The organism is Ruegeria sp. BE10 (assembly GCF_056538905.1).
Genome location: NZ_JBQFTX010000009.1, coordinates 33,595 through 52,246 on the forward strand (window position 1 = coordinate 33,595; position 18,652 = coordinate 52,246).

The window sequence follows — 18,652 nt, forward strand, 5'->3', positions numbered from 1 at the left end:
ACGCTTTCAGTTATTCTCCAAAACGTCGGGTGGCCGGATGGTGGTGCGTGTCGAAACAAAGGACGATTTGGCGGTTGTGACGATCGACAACCCGCCTGTGAACGCGGCCAGTCAGGCAGTGCGCGCGGGGCTGTTGGCAGCCATTGCTGAGACCGAAGCGAACACCTCTGCCAAGGCCGTCATACTGTGCGCTGAAGGTCGGACATTCACTGCTGGTGCGGATGTACGCGAGTTTGACAAGTCGCCAATGGAACCCCACCTGCCGGACGTCATCCAGGCGATTGAAGACACAATAAAGCCCTGGGTCGCGGCACTGCACGGTTCTGTCCTTGGCGGTGGACTTGAGATCGCGCTTGGGTGCAGTCACCGCGTGGCGCTGCGCAGCACCAGGTTTGGCCTGCCCGAGGTAACGCTGGGCCTGATCCCTGGTGCGGGCGGCACCGTTCGACTACCGCGCCTGATCGACCCGCTTGAGGCGCTGAACATGGTGACCAGCGGTAAGCCGATCTCTGCTACGACGGCGCTGAACCTAGGTCTGATTGACGATATCGCCGACGGTGACCTGATGGCCTGTGCCAGTGCGCTGGCCCGGTCGGCCGCAAACGCTCGCCCTAGAACTGCTTTGCGGCACCGGAACGCCAAACCAGTTATGGACCCAACAGCTTGGGAAGCAGCAAAGACCGGCATCATCACAAAAGCGCGCGGCGCACATGCGCCTGCCGCAGCAGCAAGGGCCGTGCAAGCCGCGCTCGATCTGCCCGCGGATCAAGCTCTGATTCAAGAGCGTGAGACGTTTTTGACCCTGAAATCCGACCCGCAAAGCGCGGCCTTGCGATACATCTTCTTTGCCGAAAGATCAGCGTCGAAACTGTCCGAACTGAAGGACATGGAACCCCATCCGCTCACAAGCATCGGCGTGATTGGTGGGGGCACCATGGGGGCCGGAATCGCCGCCGCCTGCTTGTTGGCAGGGCTGCCAGTGACCTTGGCTGAACGGGACGAAGCTGCCCGTGCAGCCGGGCAAGGTCGCATCACAGCCATCCTAGACAACAGCAGAAAGCGCGGCCTGATTGACCAAGACAAGCTGGAGGCTCTGACCGCCGCTTTATCAACCACGACCACATTCGAAGCTCTGACCGAAACCGATCTGATCATCGAGGCTGTATTCGAGGACATGGAGCTGAAAGCGCAGGTTTTTCAGGAGCTTGATAAGCATATCCGGCGCGACGCCATTCTAGCCAGCAACACGTCTTATCTGAATATCAGCGCCATGGCCGCCCAAACCAGACACCCCGAACGTGTGATCGGCCTGCACTTTTTCTCACCCGCCCACATCATGAAACTGGTTGAGGTCATCATCCCAGAAAATGCCGCCTCATCCGTTGTGGCCACTGGCTTTGCGCTGGCCCTCAAGCTTGGAAAGATCGCCGTGCCCGCCGGAGTATGTGACGGATTTATCGGCAACCGCATCATGTCAGCCTATCGACGTGAATGCGAATACATGGTCGAAGACGGTGCCCTTCCATGGGACGTTGATCAGGCGATGCGCGATTTTGGTTTTCCCATGGGGGTGTTTGAGATGCAGGACCTTGCGGGCCTCGACATCAGATGGGCCAAGCGCAAAAGCCAAGCTGCGACCCGCGACCCCGCCCAGCGCTATGTTCACATTGCCGACAAGCTGTGTGAGGCGGGACGTTTCGGGCGCAAGGTTAGCCAAGGTTGGTACGATTACGCGGACGACAAAGCGACCCCATCGCAATGGGTGGAAAACCTTGTTCTCGCGGAATCCGCGCGCAAAAAGATCGCGCGCACTCCGATATCCGACACCGAGATCGTCCAGCGCATTCTGACCACTATGCAGACCGAGGCGCAGGCCCTTTTGACGGAAGGCATAGCGCGGCGCCCCGAGGATATCGACGTGGTCATGGTCAACGGGTATGGCTTTCCACGCTGGCGCGGCGGCCCGATGTTCCTGAAACACCACCCTTAGTTGGATTGAACACCCTCAGAAATTCGGCGCGATCATGTTGGCATAGTTGTTGGCCAGCACCTCGGCATCAGTGCGGTTGAACTTGACCGAGGGCAGCGCCTGCATGTCGATCTGTGCCGCATTGTCGAATAGTTTCGCCAGATCGACGGTCAGATGAACCTCTTGCTTTCCGTCTGCCAAAACCTCTGCCGGAACTGAAAATTCGACCTCGCGCGCGTTCTCGGAAAACCCCACGTGATAGACCAGGGGGGACACGTCCCCACCCACTTGCAGCGCCCCTTCGAATACGACAAATTTGTACCCTACCTCCCAATTCCAGGCCATCTGACTGTTGGGGTCCAGGTCCCCGCGCACCTCAATCGAGCTGTTCGCAGCCGGGTCGACACCGATCAAGAACCGCACAGTTTCAATCGATGGCAATGGCACGGCAGGCAAGGTGATCGAATGCGCGCTGTCCGCATTGTCAAAGCGCAGCAAATGATAACTTTCGGGTTCGGCATAGGTCTCATCCCCGTGCTCGAAAGACAGGTTGCTGAGGTAGAACCTGAAGTCGCGAACCCTGAACTGACCCTGCCCGCCCGGATTATCATAGATGAATTGATCATAGATCAGAGGCTCATCCCCCATCTGGGCGTGGAATGTCAGCGTGATCGGCTTGGCTTTGTTTTGCCCTGGGTTCAGCACGAACCACCCCGCGATCAGGACCACCAAGGCTGAAACTACAATGATCGGACGCATCACGACCCTCCCTCGAACGGGTTGGAAAACTGCGGGTTGGTCAGAAACGCCTCATCCGTCAGAGTGTGCAGGAAGGCGATGATGGCCTGGATTTCATCGGGCGTCATGCGCAGGCCCACCGTTTCCTGCCCCGCCTCGGGCGCGTTGTCGGCCTCAAGGATCAACGGGCTGAGTGTATCGCTGACCACGATACCATCGTTGTAATGGTCCATTACATCCTCCAGCGTGTCGAACCGACCGTCATGCATGTAGGGAGCTGTGACGGCGATGTTGCGCAGGGTCGGAACCTTGAAAAACCCCTTATGCGCCGGGTTGCCCGTCACCGCCATCAGACCGTCGGGCAAGGTCTCATCCGGATCCAGCCCGTTGTTTGAAAACCCGTCCAGCGCATCGCGAAAGCCCGAGGTCAGGAACTGACTGTGGCAATCGATGCAATTGCCGCCCCGCAGGGACACCTTGGTATCAGGATGCGCCATGAACAGCTTGCGCCCATGTTCTTCCTGCGCGGTCAGCCGGACCTCACCCCGTAGGTATTGATCGTATTTCGAGTTTGACGAGATCAAGAGCCGCATGAAAGTCGCCAGCGCCTTGGCTGTATTTTCGGGCGTGACCGCACCATAGGCCTGACGAAACATCTTGCGATAAGACCCTGAGGCCTGAAGCTCCTCCATCAGCGCATCGATATCCTGCCCCATCTCATCCGGATGTTGGATCGGCATCAATGCCTGCTCTTCCAACGAGGTCGCACGGCCGTTCCAGAAAAACCTCTCCTGCCCCCAAAGCAAATTGGCGAGGCTCATCGAACTAAAGTCCAGCTCACCCCCGGACAATGTCGGCGACTTTGCCAGCCCATCGGTAAACGCCAATTCCTGCACGTGACAGGTTGCGCAGGACACGTCATTGTTGCCCGACAGGATGGGGTCATAGAACAGGTGCCGGCCCAACGTGAACGCCTCTTGCGTCAGCGGGTTGTCGGGCGGAACGGCAAACCGCCCGAACACAAAAGGGGCTGAGAAATCGGCAATGGGCGTTGCCGTCGGGCCGCGCATCCGATCCCAAACCATCCAACCAGCCACCGCAATCCCTGCGGCGGCCAGGATCAACACAACCCAACGCATTCCGCCCCCCAACGGCCGTCAGTGGTGGTGAACAAACCCCGAGCCGAACAGTCCTTCGAGGTTATCCACTCCCTTGTTGTAACGCTCTTTGAAATCAATCGTGGCCAGACGCTCTCCGGTCTCCAGATCATGAACCGAGATCGTATGGCTGGCCAGATCGGCGATGAAATCCACATCGGTCGGATCATCTTCAACCCCGTTGCCCAGATTCAGCAGATTGTTCTGAACGGCAATCAAATCGCGCCCCGAAGCCGAGGTGAAAAAGATCATATGATGCGCCCCCGGATCGGCGACGATATCCGGCCCGCTGGGCACCAGCTCGGGCAACGCGGCCAATTCATAGCGTTTCACCACACCCGGCAGGGCATGCGAGATGAACAGCTCATCCTCGGTGCCGTAGAATTCCAGAGGTACAGCCGTTTCATTGGCAACACCGCTATAGATCACTTCGGCCTCACCAAAACTCTTGGAACTGGCGTCATAAGGTACTTTCCACGTCTCGAACCCGAACATTGTATTGGCCAGAATGGCCGGTTCGATATCTGGATGGATGCCCGGGCGGGCAAACAGCACCTCGACCGGAGAGGACGGAAAGTCCAGCGGCTTTTCTTTCTCAACCACGATGTTTTCAATGGGCTCCAGCGCGTTCAGATCAATGATCGTCAACATGTTGCCAACACCGGTGGCCAGATCCGGATGCACGGTCGAGGTCACGACCATGCGGTCCTCAAAAGCCGAGATACCATGCGGATACATGATATAGGGCGCGCCTTCGCCCACCTGGCTTTTGCGGGCTTCGATCACTTTTACGACCTCATTCGTCTGTGGATCAAAAACGCCCACCGAACCGCCATCATCGCCGCCGGTTCCGCCCATGAAGGTCACGAACATGTATTCCTGACCGTTCGAATTGGCCCACATGATGTCTTCACCCACCATCTGTCCCTGCGTATCCAGACAGGTAAAGCCCGAAATTACCGGCGCACCGCCCGCATCGCGGGCCAACCCGACCTCGGCCAGGCTGCACGAGGGATCAAGCCCCGTGGCATAGAGCCTGCCATTCGGGCTGTAATACAGATGGTGCAAGGGATGCTCCATCTCAGGCTGTTCAACCTCGCTGAGGATTTCTCCGAACCGATCCGACTCCGGGTCCAGCTCAATGATTGCGATACTGTGAGTCGTATCCAGCGTCGGCAGCCCGCGCAGCAGCACCATGCCCTGGCTTTCTTCGCGGTCCTGCGACAATGCGGGCGACAGACCTGCCAGTATTAGGCCAGCACCGATCAGAACACTACGTGTAGTATGGCTGAATTTCATAACTTCCCCCCCTGAGATGAAATTTAGGAATACTTGTGAATAAGATGCACCTTACCCTACGTCATATCACAATATTGGAATGGAACCAAATTCCTGGGGACCGAAAGATTTGTTGACGGATGGGGCATTCCTCACTCAATGTTCTAGGCATCAGAGGATAAGGAACCGAAGCTGTGACAGCCACCCTTCGACAACCGATGATGCGTCGCGACACCGGGTGCGATCTGGTCGTCTAACCCGCGGGGACAGACCGTTATCATCTGACCCGACTTCGGGTTTGTTCCACCTTTTCAGGCTGATACCCAAATGATCCAACCAGATGGATTGCGCATGGCAATCGATATCGGCGGTACGTTTACTGATACCGTCCTGCTGAACAGCGCATCGCAGGTGGTGGCAACCACCAAAACTCCCACCACTCCACATCGCCCCGCCCTTGGTGCCGTTGCGGGTGCCACGCATGTGCTTGAAGCCGCTGGTGCCGATTGGCATCGGGTAACCGGGTTCATTCATGGCACCACGCTGGCCACCAACGCGTTGATCGAACGACGCGGGGCCACGACCGCCACCATCACCACGCGTGGGTTCCGGGATATCCTCGAAATCGCTTATGAGCGGCGCTACAGCCAATATGCGATTGATCTGGTCAAACCCGACCTGATCGTGCCGCGCACCCATTCGCTGACCATCGGTGGGCGCATGGACGTCAACGGGCAGGAACTGGAACCGTTGGACGCGGCGGCCATCGCGCCTTTGGTGGACGAACTGACGGCGCTTGAGGTCGAGGCCGTCGCCATCTGCCTGCTGCACGCCTATGCCAACCCTGCACATGAACTGGCCCTGCGCGATCTGCTGGCGCTGCATATGCCCGATTTGGTCATCTCACTCAGCCACGAGGTCAGCCCCGAAGCGCGCGAGTTCGACCGGCTGTGTACCACCATTGCCAATGCCTACGTGCAGCCGCTCATGGCCGGATATCTGCAGGATTTTGAGGCGCGCTTTCGGCAGATGGGATTAACCTGCCCGATCCTGATGATGACAGCAGGCGGCGGCATGACCACGCTGGACACCGCCGCCCGGCTGCCGATCCGATTGGTGGAATCTGGCCCCGCCGGGGGGGCCATTCTGGCCGCCCGCATCGCCGAGGCCACGGGCGAAACCGACGTGTTGTCCTTTGACATGGGCGGCACCACCGCCAAGCTGTGCCTGATCGACGAATATCGCCCTCAGACCGCTCGCAAATTTGAAATCTCACGGGCCGAACGCTTTATCAAAGGCTCGGGCATGCCGGTTCGGATACCGGTAATCGAGATGATCGAGATCGGCGCCGGGGGCGGTTCCATCGCCAGTGTCGACCGTCTGGGTCGCATTCAGGTCGGCCCTCATAGCGCGGGATCAGATCCCGGCCCGGCAGCCTTTGGCAAGGGAGGGGGAAATCCCACGGTCACTGACTCCGATCTAACGCTGGGTCTGATCGAACCGGGGCGTTTTGCTGAAGGACGACTGCAGATTGATGAAAACGCAGCACAACAGGCGATGGCTAAGGATGTCGGCGAGCCGTTGGGTTTGAACCCCGATCAGGCCGCCTTTGCCGTCAGCGAGATTGTCGACGAAAGCATGGCCAGCGCCGGGCGAATGCACGCGGTGGAATCCGGCAAGGATCTTGGCAACCGGCTGATGATCGCGTTTGGCGGTAACGGTCCGTTGCACGCCACCCGTGTCGCCCGCCGCGCCCAGATGCGGCGCGTGTTGATCCCGCGTGATCCCGGCGTCGGCTCGGCTGTTGGATTTCTGTTCGCGCCAGTTTCCTACGAAGTCATACGGTCACGCTATGCTCGGTTGGACAGTCTGGATATCGACGGGCTGAACCGGTTCTTCGGCAGTATGCAGGCCGAGGCGGAACAGGTTGTCCGCGCCGGTGCGCCCGACGGTGCGCTGCTACAACGCCGGATCGCTTATATGCGATACCATGGTCAGGGGCATGAGATCGAAATCCGCCTGCCCGACCGCGCTTTGGCTGCCTCGGATCTGAATGCGCTGAGGGAGGCTTTTGAGGCGGAATACAGCCGACAGTTCAGCCGTATCGTACCCGGTATGACCATCGAGATTCTGAACTGGGGATTGTCCCTTTCATCTCCAGCACCGGCGCATGAGCCTTATTGCGGCACCCCGTTGCAACAACAGATGGAGGCAACCGAACAGCGTCAGATTCTTTGCGACGTCACCGGGGAATGGCGCGCCGCAGGCGTGTTCAACCGCACCGACCTGACGCCCGGAGCCGTATTCAGCGGTCCGGCGCTGATTGTCGAAGCACAAACGACCACATTTGTAAGCGCAGACTTCAGCGCAACCGTCGATGGCCAGGGCAATATCTGGCTGACGCGGCAAGAGGAGGCCAAGGGATGATCCAATCAGATACACGCCTGCAAGTGATGTGGAACCGGCTTTTGGCCGTGGTCGAGGAACAGGGTCAAGCGCTGATCCGCGCCGCCTTCAGCCCGATCGTGCGCGAATGCGGCGATATCTCGGCCGGGATATTCAACACGCAGGGCCGGATGCTGGCCCAGGCTGTCACCGGCACGCCCGGACATATCAACACTATGGCCGAGGCAGTCAAAACCCTGCGTGCCAGATTTGCCGAGAGCAACATGAAACCCGGCGACATCTACATGACCAACGATCCGTGGATCGCATCGGGCCACCTGAACGACTTTTTGCTAATGATGCCTGTGTTCTATGGCGATACCGTTATCGGTTATACGGCCTGCACCTCGCATCTGGTCGATCTCGGCGGGTTGGGCATGGGGCCGGAAGGGTCGGATATCTATGACGAAGGGCTGCTGATCCCCCCCTGCAAACTGGTCAGCCAGGGTGAGGTCAACGCGCTGGTGCTTGAGATCGTCAAAGCCAACTCGCGCGAGCCCATCGCGAACGAAGGTGACATTTATGCCTTGATCGCCTGTTGCGAGGCCGGATCGACGAGGCTGGTTCAAATGATGCAGGAATTTGGCATCCCCGACCTGAGCGCGCTGTCCGATTACATCATCGAAACGTCACGTCGCGGCACGTTAGAGGCCATCGCCGGCCTGCCCAAGGGCACATGGCAACACGTGCTGAAAGTAGATGGTTACGACAAAGAGATCGAACTGCACGCAGCGCTGACCATCGCCGATGATCACCTTTTGCTGGACTTCGACGGCACAGCGGCCTGTGTGGGAAAAGGGATCAACGTGCCACTGAACTATGCAACCGCCTATTCCGTCTTTGCCCTGCGTTGCATCATCGGGGCGGATATCCCGAACAATGCGGGTTCGCTCGATCCGTTTCGGGTGACGGGCCCCGAGGGTTGTATCCTGAACGCGCAACCTCCGGCACCGGTGGCGATGCGACATACATTGGGGCAGATGACCCCCGACCTGGTCTATGGCTGCCTGTCGCAGGCCCTGCCTGAAAAGGTTCCGGCCGAGGGGGCATCATGCATGTACGATCTGCCCCTGCGCCACGCGCCGGAAGCGATCGACCGGGGCGATGACCAGTTTGCGTTGGAATTGGTGTTCAATGGCGGCACAGGCGCACGCCCCAGGCTAGACGGTCTGTCGGCCACGGCCTTTCCCAGCGGCGTTTGGGGCAGTCAGGTCGAAACCACCGAGGCGGTTGCCCCTGTGCTTTTTCACCGTCGTGAACTGCGGCCCGATTCCGGTGGCGCCGGGCGTCTGCGCGGCGGTCTGGGGCAGCATATCGAACTCAGCGCGTCCAAGGATCAGGATTTGATGCTGTTCCTGTCGGTCGAGCGGATCAAGAACCCTGCCAACGGCCGAGAAGGTGGGTTGGACGGCGCGTCCGGTCGCATCACCGTGATGCCGGAAAACCGCCAACTGCCGGGCAAAGGTGAGGTTCGGATCAAGGCCGGTGAAACGCTGATCTTTGAAACTCCGGGTGGGGGTGGCTTTGGCCTGCCCGAGGAACGCCCGGAGGAGGCGGTGCAAAGCGACGTCCGCGCGGGCCTTGTCAGCGAGGCGATGGCCCAAACCCAGTATCGGAGGCAAACATGACCCAACCGCACCCGCATATTGCGTGCATGTCCCCCTATGCGCTGGCCAACCTTGACGCGCCCGAGGGCAAAACCCTGATCTCGCTGTCGCAAAATGAAAGCCTGCGCCCGCCCAGCCCCAAGGCGACCGAAGCGGCAGCGCAGGCGTTGGGCAGCTCGATGCTCTATCCCGATCCGGACTGGACGGACCTGCGGCACGCACTGGCCGAACTGCACGGAATAGATCCCGATGGTATTTTGTGCGGCAACGGATCGCTCGACCTGATCGGATGCCTGGCGCGCGTGTTCGCAGGGCCAGACCGGGCGGTGCTGGCGCCCGCCCATGCCTATCCGTTCTTTCAAACGGTGGCGCAGGTGACAAACGCGCGGTTCGACCCTGCCGCCGAAGTAGATGCCGTCGTCAGTGTCGACGCCATGCTTGCCGCGGTCCAACCGGATACCGGGATCGTCTTTGTCGCAAACCCCGGCAACCCGACCGGCACGCGCATTCCGAAAGCCGAACTTGTCCGCCTGCGTCAGGGCCTGCGGCCTGACATTCTGTTGGTGATCGATGAAGCGTATGGCGAATTTTCTGATCACCTGGGCGAGCGGTGTTTCGATCTGGTTCAGGGCGGAAACACAGTCGTTTTACGCACGTTTTCAAAAGCCTACGGCATGGCGGGGTTTCGCGTCGGGTGGGGTCTGTTCCCACCTGCCATCGCCGGAGAGTTGCGTAAAGTGATGAATCCGAACAACGTCCCGGCCAGCGCCCAAATCGCTGCCGCGGCAGCCGTGCGGGACGATGCCTATATGCGCGAAACCTGCGCGATCACCGCAAGCTTGCGGGATCAGGCAACGGCCCAGTTGAAACAGGCCGGGTTCGTGCCTTACCCCAGTTTCACCAACTTTGTGCTGCTCAACATGGGCAGCACCGAAGCCGCAGCAAGCGCGGACCAAAGGTTGCGGTCCGAGGGCGTATTCCTGCGCCCACAAGGCGGCGCGGGCTTGCCTCATTCCCTGCGCATGACCGTCGGTCCGCAGGCGGCGATGGTCAAAGCGATAGAAATCCTGACGCAATGGAAACAGGAGGGACAGATATGACAGCTTCCAGAGGGCGGGCCCGGTTCGGCCTGCTGGTGCCCTTCACCAACACCAATTTTGAGCCTGACCTGGCCCTGATGTCCCCTACAGGCGTTTCACTGCACGTAGCCCGATTGGGTGGGTATGACGAGGATGAAATCCCCGACGAATCCCAGATGCACGATCTAGGGGCCGCCGACTTGGATGAGCCTTTGCGCCTGTTGATGGGAACCAAGCCGGACGTTGTCTTTTACGGATGCACCTCGGCCACGCTGACTCATGGCCCAGAGTTCGACCGAGATCTGGCCAACCGCATCAGCGCCGATAGCGGGGCCAAGACGGTGACCGCAGCAGGGGCGTTGGTGCATGCGTTGTCCACCTTGGGGGCCAAGCGTATCGGTTTCGCCTCGCCCTATGTTCCGGCGATCAACGACATGGCGATTGCTTTTCTGGGCAAGCTGGGGGTGGACACGATCCAACGCTCGGAAGTGTCTGAACCGCTTGGCAATGAAGGCCAGGGGGCGTTAGAGCCGGATGCCGTATTCGAACTGGGCCGCGGGGCTGATCACCCCGAGGCCGACGCGCTGGTTCTGTCCTGCACCGACATGCGCAGCGTCGAGGTCATAGCCCGGCTGGAAGACGTGGTTGGGAAACCGGTGATCAGCTCGAACCAGGCGATGCTGTTTCAGGCGTTGCAACTGTTGAATATCGATGGACCCATCCCCGGGTACGGACAGCTATTGGAACGCGAAAGGTGATCCGAGCGGTCAATCCTTCAGTTCACCAACGGATGTCACTCCGATTTGGGCCATGGTGATGCTGAATTCTTCGCTCAACACATCCCAAAGCTGCTGCAGGCCCGCCTCGCCTGCGGCGGCCATGGCAAATTGCAGGATGCGGCCAAAGAACACATAATCCGCACCCGCGGATAGGGCCTTTATGGCGTCCTCACCGGACTGCAACCCGCTGTCATAGAACAACGGGTATTCTTCGCCCACGGCGGTGCGTATCTCTCGCAGCGCTTCAATCGCCGCCGGGGCGCTGTCCAGCTGCCGCGCGCCGTGGCTTGAGACCTGAAGTGCGTCCGCGCCCGCTGCTTTCACGGCCAGCGCGTCCTCGGGGTCCAGCACCCCTTTGACGACCAGCTTGCCCTCCCATTGATCGCGCAGACGGGCCAGCGTCTCCCATGTTGCCTTTGCGCGGCTTTCGGTGCGGTCGAACTCGTAACCCTCAGTCAGAAAGTTCGCCATCTGAGGTTTACCTGCCATCAGGGTTGAAAGGGACCACTTCGGATGCAGGGCAAAGTCCACGAATTGGCGTGGGCCGATCCGAAAGGGCATCTTGAACCCATGGCGCAGCTCACGTGGGCGTCGCCCGACCTCGGGAACATCCACGGTCAGCACCAGCGTCTCGTAACCTGCAGCGCGGGCGCGATCGACCAGCTTGAACGTGCCCGAGCCGTCGCCGCTGAAATAAAGCTGGAACCAGGCGTTGCCTTCGGCTTCGACAACAATCTCCTCCATCGACGTCGAAGCGACCGTGGACACGCCCAAGGGCACGGAATACCGCGCGGCCAGACGGGCCAGCATCAGATCAGCCCCGGGTGCGGACAGGTTACACATGCCCATTGGCGCGATGCCGAAAGGGCGTTGTGTGGGCTGGCCGAAGACTTCGGTCGCCAGAGACCGTTCGCTGACGTCCCGCAACACCCGCGGGCGTATTGTCATAGCGTCCAGGGCGGCACGGTTGCGGGCCGCGCCGGTTCCAAGCCCCGCCGCGCCGTCAATATAGTCGAATACCATCCACGGCAGACGCCGCCGCGAAATGCGGCGGGCGTCTTCTGCGCTGTGGATCGCGTTGCTTGGGATCAAGCCTGAACGGCCTTCATAAAGCGGTCACGGATGACTACCGGATCCATTGTGATGACAGGCATCTTGGCATTCCCGCTTTCGCATTTGCTGACAATGATGGTCATCTGTTTGGCATCCAGCGCCTCTTGCAGCACACGGCCTGTATCTTCGGCCTGGCATTCGATCACACGTTCGCACCCGGCAGCCTCGGCCATTTTCGCCAGAGAAGTTTTTTGCCCCGCATAGGTCGGTTGATCCCCGGTTGAGCCATAAGAGCCATTGTCGACGATCAGCAGGATATAGTTATCGGCCAAGTTGTTGGCGATGGTCGGCAGCGTGCCAAGATTGGTTAGGATCGAACCATCCCCGTCAATCACGATCACCGGCTTCGGCTGCGACAGTGACAGCCCAAGACCGATGGATGAGGCCAGCCCCATCGTGCCCAGCATATAGAAATTGTTCGGCTGATCATCGATTGCGTGCAGTTCCTGGCTGGGGATACCGATGTTGCAGACAACCAGTTGATCACGCAGGATCGGGGCGATTTCTTTCAGAATCTCAGAACGGATCATTGGTCGCCGTAGCCTCCCCAGAAATTGGCATCGGTCAGGATTGCGACCGGCTTGTTGCACATGAAGGTGTATTTCAGGATCGCATCCAGTTCCTCGACATCCGCCTGATGGTGAAAGTGGTAGGTCGGGATGTTCATCTGCGCCAGCAAGGCTTTGGTGTGCACAGCCATCTCGACCTGACAGGCAACGGGTTCGCGCAATTCTCCACGGTATGAGATCAGCATAGGCAGCGGCATGCGATAATACTGGATCAGCGTTGCTAGCGTATTGATGGTCACTCCAATCGCCGTGTTCTGCATAATGATGGCCGGGCGCTTACCGCCCATCCACGCGCCTGCGCACAGGCCCATCCCTTCGTCTTCCTTGTTTGACGGGATGTGAAAAATCTCTTCCCGCGCGTCGATCTCCTCGATCACGCCAGCAAGCTGCTTACACGGGACGGTGGTCACAAACGAAATATCGTTCGCCACCAGATCGTCAGTGATCTTCTTGTCTATGTTCATTTCCGGTCTGTCAGTCCTGTTTGGGGCGCCCGGGGCGCGATTGATGGTTCAGATGCCACGATGCACATGCACCGCACATCCGGCATGACGGACGACGCGCGACGCGGTCGATCCCAGAAAATAGTCGCTGAGGCCCGGCTTGTGCGAACCGATGACGATGCAGTCAAAATTATTGCTGTTGGCGTAGTCAATGATGCTCCGGGCGGTGTGGCCCTTGACGATCTCGGGCTGGATGCCCTCAAGATCCTCAGTCTTTTCTTTCAATACTCTGGCAGCGGCCCGAAAGCCTTCCGCGACCATCTCTTTGTCCAGATAGGCACTGACCGAACCCTGTGGCATCTCATAGACGTGCAGCGCGACGATCTCGCCACCCTCGGCGGTCAGCGCGCGGGCGACCTCTAGCGTGTGTTGCGAAATATCGTGATCCAACGCCATTGGAACCAGAATTTTCTTATACATGAATCCCTCCGTTTCTTCCGGGCCTATGCCCACGGCATGAGGATGATTTTCGGTGCCGCAACGACCCCATTGCGCAAGTCACGAAACGCCTCGGCGCCTTCAGACAGGGCCCGTTCTTCAACCCAATCCAAACCACCCAATCGGCCATCAAAAATGGCCTGCGCGGTTTGCCGGAAATCCTCGGCCGTATATGTATAGGTGCCGATAAAAGTGATTTCCTGCAAGGTCATGCGGCGTATATCCAGCCCACCGGCGTCTTCGCCCAACCCGACATGGGCAATTACCCCGCCCGGCTGAACCATCGTTGAGGCCATGGACCTAGTGGCAGCAAAACCGACCGCGTCGATCACAAGGGGGAAGTCTTGCATCGTCTCTTTGACCACGTTGAACGCACCAGTGCTCTGCAAATATGCGCGCCGTCCGTCGCTGGGTTCGACGATAACCACATCATCAACATCCATCGCAGACAATGCCAGCGCTGCGGCCACACCGATGGCGCCGCCGCCAATCACCAACGCTTTGCGATCCATCGTGGGATGCAGCGCCTCAAGGCCCAGCCGGACCGCGTGCCAACTGACCGCCAGAGGCTCGGCCAGCGCAGCCATTGCAAAGCTCACATGTGCCGGTACTTCGACCAGATTGCTGGCGGGCATGGCGACATATTGGGCAAAGGCCCCTTCACGCGGTGGCATTGAAATGATCTGACGGTCGGCGCACAGGTTCTCGCGCCCCGACTTGCACGCGCTGCACTTGCTACAACTCACCAGCGGGTTGATGGTGATGCGCGCGCCATCGCGTGGGCCGCCTACAATCGTGCCTGCGGCCTCGTGCCCAAGGATCAAGGGTGCCGGGCGGCGTGCATCGTGGCCCAGATAGGCGTGCATGTCCGATCCGCAGATGCCAGCGGCCTCGATCCGGATAAGATGTTCGGCTTCCCGCGGCGCAGCATCCGGGACATCCCGAAAGGCCACTTGTTCTACACCTTCATAGACTAGAGCTTTCATTTCGCCGTAAACCCTCCGTCAACCATCAGCACCTGCCCGGTGACGTAATCCGAGGCTTTCGAGCACAAAAACAGGATCGGCCCGTCGATATCCTCAACCCGCCCGTTGCGCTGGGTACAAGTCTGAGCCGCGTTGCGAGCGGCACGTTCGGGATCATCGAACACGGCTTGGGTCAGTTCGGTCGGGAAGAACCCCGGCCCGATGGCGTTGGCGGTGATCCCGTGCGGCGACCAAGCCTCGGCCATGGCGCGCGTTAGTTGCCCGATCCCGGCCTTGGTTGCACCATAAGCAATGCCCCCCGGAAAAGCCCGTGTGGTTTGCAGCGAGGCGAAATTCACAATCCGTCCCCAACCGCGTTTCTTCATGGCAGGCACCATCGCCTGGCTCAGGAAAAACGGCGCGCTGAGGTTCAGCGCGAGCGTGGCATCCCAACCTTCGGCGGTGACATCATCCGCTGCTTCGCGCGTGTTTACCCCGGCCGCGTGAATAACAATGTCCGGCGATCCGAATTTCGAGCCTATCTGTTCCACCAACGCCCCTGTCACCGACCGATCGGCCACATCGGCAACCACGGTTTCGGCACGCTCACCGATTTCGCGTTTCAAATCTGACAGTGCCTCGGCCCGGCGAGCCACGCCAACCACCTGAGCACCGGCAGCAGCCAGAACAACCGCCACCCGGCGACCAAGCCCCGAACTGGCCCCGGTCACGCAGGCCACCTGCCCCGTCAGATCAAAGAGAGATCGGGGGTCATCCATCTGACGTTAGGTCAAACTGTTCATCAGGAAAATACTTGGCCAGACGAACATCTGCCGCCCGGGCGTGCCCCTCCATCCCTTCCAGGCGGGAAATCCGGGCAGTTGCCACAGCAATAGGCTTTGAACCTTCGCGCGTGGCCCTCTGCCAGGTGACGATTTTCATGTACTTGTGAACACTCAGCCCGCCGGTATAGCTAGCGGCACCCGATGTAGGCAGCACATGGTTGGTTCCGGTCGCCTTGTCGCCGTAAGAAACCGTCGTTTCCTCACCCAGAAACAACGAGCCATAGCAGGTCAGCCGGTTCAGCCACCAATCCAGATCTTCGGCCTGAACGGTCAAATGCTCGGGCGCGTATTCGTCAGAACAGGCCGCCATTTCTTCACGATCCGAACAAACTATCACCTCGGCATAATCACGCCACGCGGCCGAGGCGTTTTCGCGGTTCAGTTCCGGCAAGTCTTCAATAAGCGTTGGCACCAACTCCATCACTTTTTCGGCCAGAGCACGATCATCGGTGACCAGCCAAACCGGCGAGTTGTAGCCGTGTTCAGCCTGAGAGACCAAATCGGTCGCAACCACATGTGCATCGGATGAACTGTCGGCAAGGATCAGGCTGTCAGTAGGCCCTGCGATCATGTCGATGCCGACCTTGCCGTAAAGGATACGTTTCGCTTCGGCGACAAACTGATTGCCAGGGCCAACAAGGATATTGGCGCGCGGCAATCCGAACAGGCCATAGGTCATCGCGGCCACACCCTGCACGCCGCCCATGGCCAGAATGCTGTCAGCACCACAGATATGCGCCGCATAAACTATCGCCGGGGCCACCCCTGCACCAGGGCGTGGAGGGGAACAGGCCGTGATATGGCGGCACCCGGCAACCTTGGCCGTCGTGACCGTCATGATCGCGCTGGCGATATGGCTGTACCGGCCACCAGGCACATAGCATCCCGCCGCATCCACCGGGATCGCCTTTTGGCCAGCGACGAAACCCGGCACGATCTCCATCTGAACATCGGACACGGTTGCCTTTTGCGTTTCCGCAAAGCGGCGCACGTTGTCATGAGCAAATCGGATGTCAGCCTTCAGTTTTTCCGGCACCAGCGCTATGGCGGCGTCAATCTCGTCCTGAGTCATTAGGACATTGCCGTCGAATTTGTCGAACTTGGCGGCATATTCCATGGCCTTGGCGTCGCCACCTGCCTCGATATCGGCAAGGATGGTCTTGACCGTTTCATGCACTTCGGACGCATGAGATTCAGGGGTCAGCGTCGCCTTTTTCAGATAGTCACGAGGCATAGTCAGCAAGTCCTATTGGTAGATTTCAGGTAGCAAAGTGGTCGACACCGCCGGGACATACGCGATCAGCAAAACCACGATCAGCATCGTTAATACGAAAGGCACAGCACGGGCGGCAATCTTCAGAATGGACTCGCCTGTAATGCCAGATACGACAAACAGGTTCAGGCCCAGAGGCGGGGTAATGAAACCCACACCCAACGCGGTAATCATCATGATACAGAACTGAATCTCGTTCATGCCGATATTGTCCGCCAACGGCTTGAGGATGGGGGCAAGGATGACGATATTCGGTGTCGTTTCCATGACACATCCAGCGGCAATCAGGATGCCGATCATCAGCAGGATCAGCAGATAGGGGTCATCGGTCAACGATGTGATCGAGGCCACGAACCCCTGCGGCACACCCATGATCGCCAGCGCCTCGGCTAAGGGGGCAGAGAAAGCGATGATGGGCAGGATAACGCCATTCACCTTGGCGGAACTGACCAGCATTGAAGGGAAATCGGCCAGCGTCAGCGTACGCAGGATAAAGCCCATGATGATAGTGACAACAACGGCGGTGGCGCCGGCCTCGGTCGGGGTCAGACGTCCCGAGAAGATACCGTAAAAGATAATGCCTGGCACGATAAAGGCGTACCAGCCGGATTTCAGCGCTTTGCCTAGATTGGCCATCCATTCGCCCATGGTCATCATGCCGCCGCCCTCATAAGCATAGAGGCGGTTCATGATGATGTTGGTGACCAGGATCGACACCAGAATGGCCAGACCGGGGATCAACGCCGCCAAGAACAGGGTCGAGGCGGAAATACCCAACACAAGACCGATGATGATATAGGCGATGGACGGCGGGATCAGAATACCAGTACAGGCACCGGCGGCCACCAGCGCGCAGGCATAGGGGCGCGGATAACCACTTTCGACCAGCCGGTTGATGGTCATGCGGCCAACTGCGGCAGCCCCCGCCGCGTCCGAGCCGGAAATGGCCGCGAACATGCCGCAGACCAAAACGGTGGCGGATCCGAAACCGCCCTTGGCGAAACAGGTCAGCGCCTCGGCTACATCCAGAAACTTGCGCGATAGCCCAGTGCGCACCAGCACGTCACCGGTCAGGATAAACAGCGGCACAGCGGTCAGGGCAAAAGCGTCGATGCCGGTGAACAGGCTTTCGCCAACAAGGCTGAGCGGCAAGTCGCCCGACATAATCAGCATGACAATCGCAGCCGTACCAATCGCGGCCCATACCGGAACCGCAAGCGCGATCAGGCCCACGAACATGATTACAGGCAGATAAAAATCCCAGCCCAGCTCAACGGTTTGATTGAGGGAATTCCAGAGCATCCTGTTTCTCCTCAGTCAAACAGCTTGTCGCCTTCGAAAACGGGCGTGCCGTCACGAAGCGATTTCAAATCACGCAGGAAGGATTGGATCAGACGCCAGATCATCAGCGCGAATCCGGTGGGCACCGCCATCAGGAACCACACCTTGGACACTCGCAGCCCGTCCGTCACCGAGCCGAACTTGGCCGAAACGTGGACCGCCTCGAACGACCAGTAAAGTGCAATGATCGCCACGACGAACATCACAAGGTCACCGAAGATATACAACAGCGCTTTGGGTCGTTGCGGCAGGTAATGCATGATTACGTCAATGCGGATATGGGCGCGTTCCCGGACCGCAGCCGCAGCCCCGATCCAGGCAAGATAAATGAAGGAATAGCGAACGATTTCCTCACCCCAGATCGAAGAAAACGCGAAAATCTCTCGCCGCAGAACCTCGATGGCCATCGTAATCACCAGCATCACGTAGAACACCAGCAGCAGCCAGCGTTCGGCGTTGCGGTCTATGTTTTGAAGAACGGTCATCGTATCCCTCGACAAAAGAGCAGTCAGGCGTTGGCCTTCTGTTACGGGCCGGTTTCGGCCTGACTGCT

The 18,652-nt window shown here is 59.2% G+C and carries 17 protein-coding genes; 5 read left to right on the forward strand and 12 right to left on the reverse strand.

The window, feature by feature from the left end; genetic code table 11:
• Window positions 1-37: 37 nt before the first annotated feature.
• Window positions 38-1,990, forward strand: a complete 1,953-nt coding sequence (locus ACR0M2_RS17560) for a 3-hydroxyacyl-CoA dehydrogenase NAD-binding domain-containing protein (protein ID WP_480706288.1) — start codon at window positions 38-40, stop codon at window positions 1,988-1,990.
• Between the two features lie 15 nt (window positions 1,991-2,005).
• On the opposite strand, the gene ACR0M2_RS17565 is transcribed toward ACR0M2_RS17560, so the two are convergent.
• Genes ACR0M2_RS17565 through ACR0M2_RS17575 form a run of 3 tightly spaced genes read right to left on the reverse strand, consistent with a single transcriptional unit; the run spans window position 2,006 to window position 5,163 of the window.
• Window positions 2,006-2,728, reverse strand: a complete 723-nt coding sequence (locus ACR0M2_RS17565) for an MbnP family protein (RefSeq protein ID WP_480706290.1) — start codon at window positions 2,726-2,728, stop codon at window positions 2,006-2,008.
• Window positions 2,728-3,846 carry a cytochrome-c peroxidase gene (locus tag ACR0M2_RS17570; RefSeq protein ID WP_480706292.1) on the reverse strand — a complete coding sequence of 373 codons (1,119 nt, stop codon included), beginning with the start codon at window positions 3,844-3,846 and terminating at the stop codon, window positions 2,728-2,730. The genes ACR0M2_RS17565 and ACR0M2_RS17570 overlap by 1 nt, the downstream gene beginning before the upstream one ends.
• Window positions 3,847-3,864: 18 nt before the next feature.
• Entirely contained in the window at window positions 3,865-5,163 is a 1,299-nt protein-coding gene (locus tag ACR0M2_RS17575) for a hypothetical protein (protein ID WP_480706294.1), read from the reverse strand.
• 306 nt (window positions 5,164-5,469) lie between these two features.
• Here ACR0M2_RS17575 and ACR0M2_RS17580 point away from each other — a divergent pair, with 306 nt between their 5' ends.
• From ACR0M2_RS17580 to ACR0M2_RS17595, 4 genes are read left to right on the forward strand one after another with little or no spacing between them, the layout of a single operon-like run.
• Window positions 5,470-7,569, forward strand: coding sequence for a hydantoinase/oxoprolinase family protein (locus ACR0M2_RS17580; RefSeq protein ID WP_480706296.1), 2,100 nt, complete (start codon window positions 5,470-5,472; stop codon window positions 7,567-7,569).
• The gene (locus ACR0M2_RS17585) at window positions 7,566-9,215 is read left to right on the forward strand and encodes a hydantoinase B/oxoprolinase family protein (protein ID WP_480706298.1); all 1,650 of its coding nucleotides are present in this window, start codon (window positions 7,566-7,568) and stop codon (window positions 9,213-9,215) included. The genes ACR0M2_RS17580 and ACR0M2_RS17585 overlap by 4 nt, the downstream gene beginning before the upstream one ends.
• Entirely contained in the window at window positions 9,212-10,294 is a 1,083-nt protein-coding gene (locus tag ACR0M2_RS17590) for a pyridoxal phosphate-dependent aminotransferase (protein ID WP_480706299.1), read from the forward strand. Before ACR0M2_RS17585 ends, ACR0M2_RS17590 begins: the two co-directional genes overlap by 4 nt.
• On the forward strand, window positions 10,291-11,031 hold the full coding sequence (locus ACR0M2_RS17595) for a maleate cis-trans isomerase family protein (RefSeq protein WP_480706301.1): 741 nt from the start codon (window positions 10,291-10,293) through the stop codon (window positions 11,029-11,031). The genes ACR0M2_RS17590 and ACR0M2_RS17595 overlap by 4 nt, the downstream gene beginning before the upstream one ends.
• 9 nt (window positions 11,032-11,040) lie before the next feature.
• Here ACR0M2_RS17595 and ACR0M2_RS17600 read toward each other — a convergent pair whose 3' ends face one another.
• The 9 genes from ACR0M2_RS17600 to ACR0M2_RS17640 are packed head-to-tail and all read right to left on the reverse strand — an operon-like array spanning window position 11,041 to window position 18,584.
• The gene (locus ACR0M2_RS17600) at window positions 11,041-12,141 is read right to left on the reverse strand and encodes an alpha-hydroxy acid oxidase (protein WP_480706457.1); all 1,101 of its coding nucleotides are present in this window, start codon (window positions 12,139-12,141) and stop codon (window positions 11,041-11,043) included.
• Window positions 12,141-12,695, reverse strand: a complete 555-nt coding sequence (gene comE / locus ACR0M2_RS17605; protein ID WP_480706303.1) for a sulfopyruvate decarboxylase subunit beta — start codon at window positions 12,693-12,695, stop codon at window positions 12,141-12,143. The genes ACR0M2_RS17600 and comE overlap by 1 nt, the downstream gene beginning before the upstream one ends.
• Window positions 12,692-13,198 carry a sulfopyruvate decarboxylase subunit alpha gene (gene comD / locus ACR0M2_RS17610; protein ID WP_170350914.1) on the reverse strand — a complete coding sequence of 169 codons (507 nt, stop codon included), beginning with the start codon at window positions 13,196-13,198 and terminating at the stop codon, window positions 12,692-12,694. Before comD ends, comE begins: the two co-directional genes overlap by 4 nt.
• Before the next feature lie 48 nt (window positions 13,199-13,246).
• Window positions 13,247-13,657: a universal stress protein gene (locus ACR0M2_RS17615; protein ID WP_170350913.1), complete on the reverse strand. Its 411-nt coding sequence runs from the start codon at window positions 13,655-13,657 to the stop codon at window positions 13,247-13,249.
• 23 nt (window positions 13,658-13,680) lie between these two features.
• A complete protein-coding gene (locus ACR0M2_RS17620; protein ID WP_480706305.1) occupies window positions 13,681-14,661 on the reverse strand; it encodes an alcohol dehydrogenase catalytic domain-containing protein in 981 nt (326 codons plus the stop codon).
• Window positions 14,658-15,419 carry an SDR family NAD(P)-dependent oxidoreductase gene (locus tag ACR0M2_RS17625; protein WP_170350911.1) on the reverse strand — a complete coding sequence of 254 codons (762 nt, stop codon included), beginning with the start codon at window positions 15,417-15,419 and terminating at the stop codon, window positions 14,658-14,660. The genes ACR0M2_RS17620 and ACR0M2_RS17625 overlap by 4 nt, the downstream gene beginning before the upstream one ends.
• Window positions 15,412-16,719, reverse strand: a complete 1,308-nt coding sequence (gene hisD / locus ACR0M2_RS17630) for a histidinol dehydrogenase (RefSeq protein ID WP_170350910.1) — start codon at window positions 16,717-16,719, stop codon at window positions 15,412-15,414. Before hisD ends, ACR0M2_RS17625 begins: the two co-directional genes overlap by 8 nt.
• A gap of 12 nt (window positions 16,720-16,731) precedes the next feature.
• Complete coding sequence (locus ACR0M2_RS17635) at window positions 16,732-18,060, reverse strand: TRAP transporter large permease (protein WP_480706307.1); 1,329 nt, start codon at window positions 18,058-18,060, stop codon at window positions 16,732-16,734.
• Between the two features lie 11 nt (window positions 18,061-18,071).
• Entirely contained in the window at window positions 18,072-18,584 is a 513-nt protein-coding gene (locus tag ACR0M2_RS17640) for a TRAP transporter small permease (protein WP_170350908.1), read from the reverse strand.
• Window positions 18,585-18,652 lie beyond the last annotated feature (68 nt).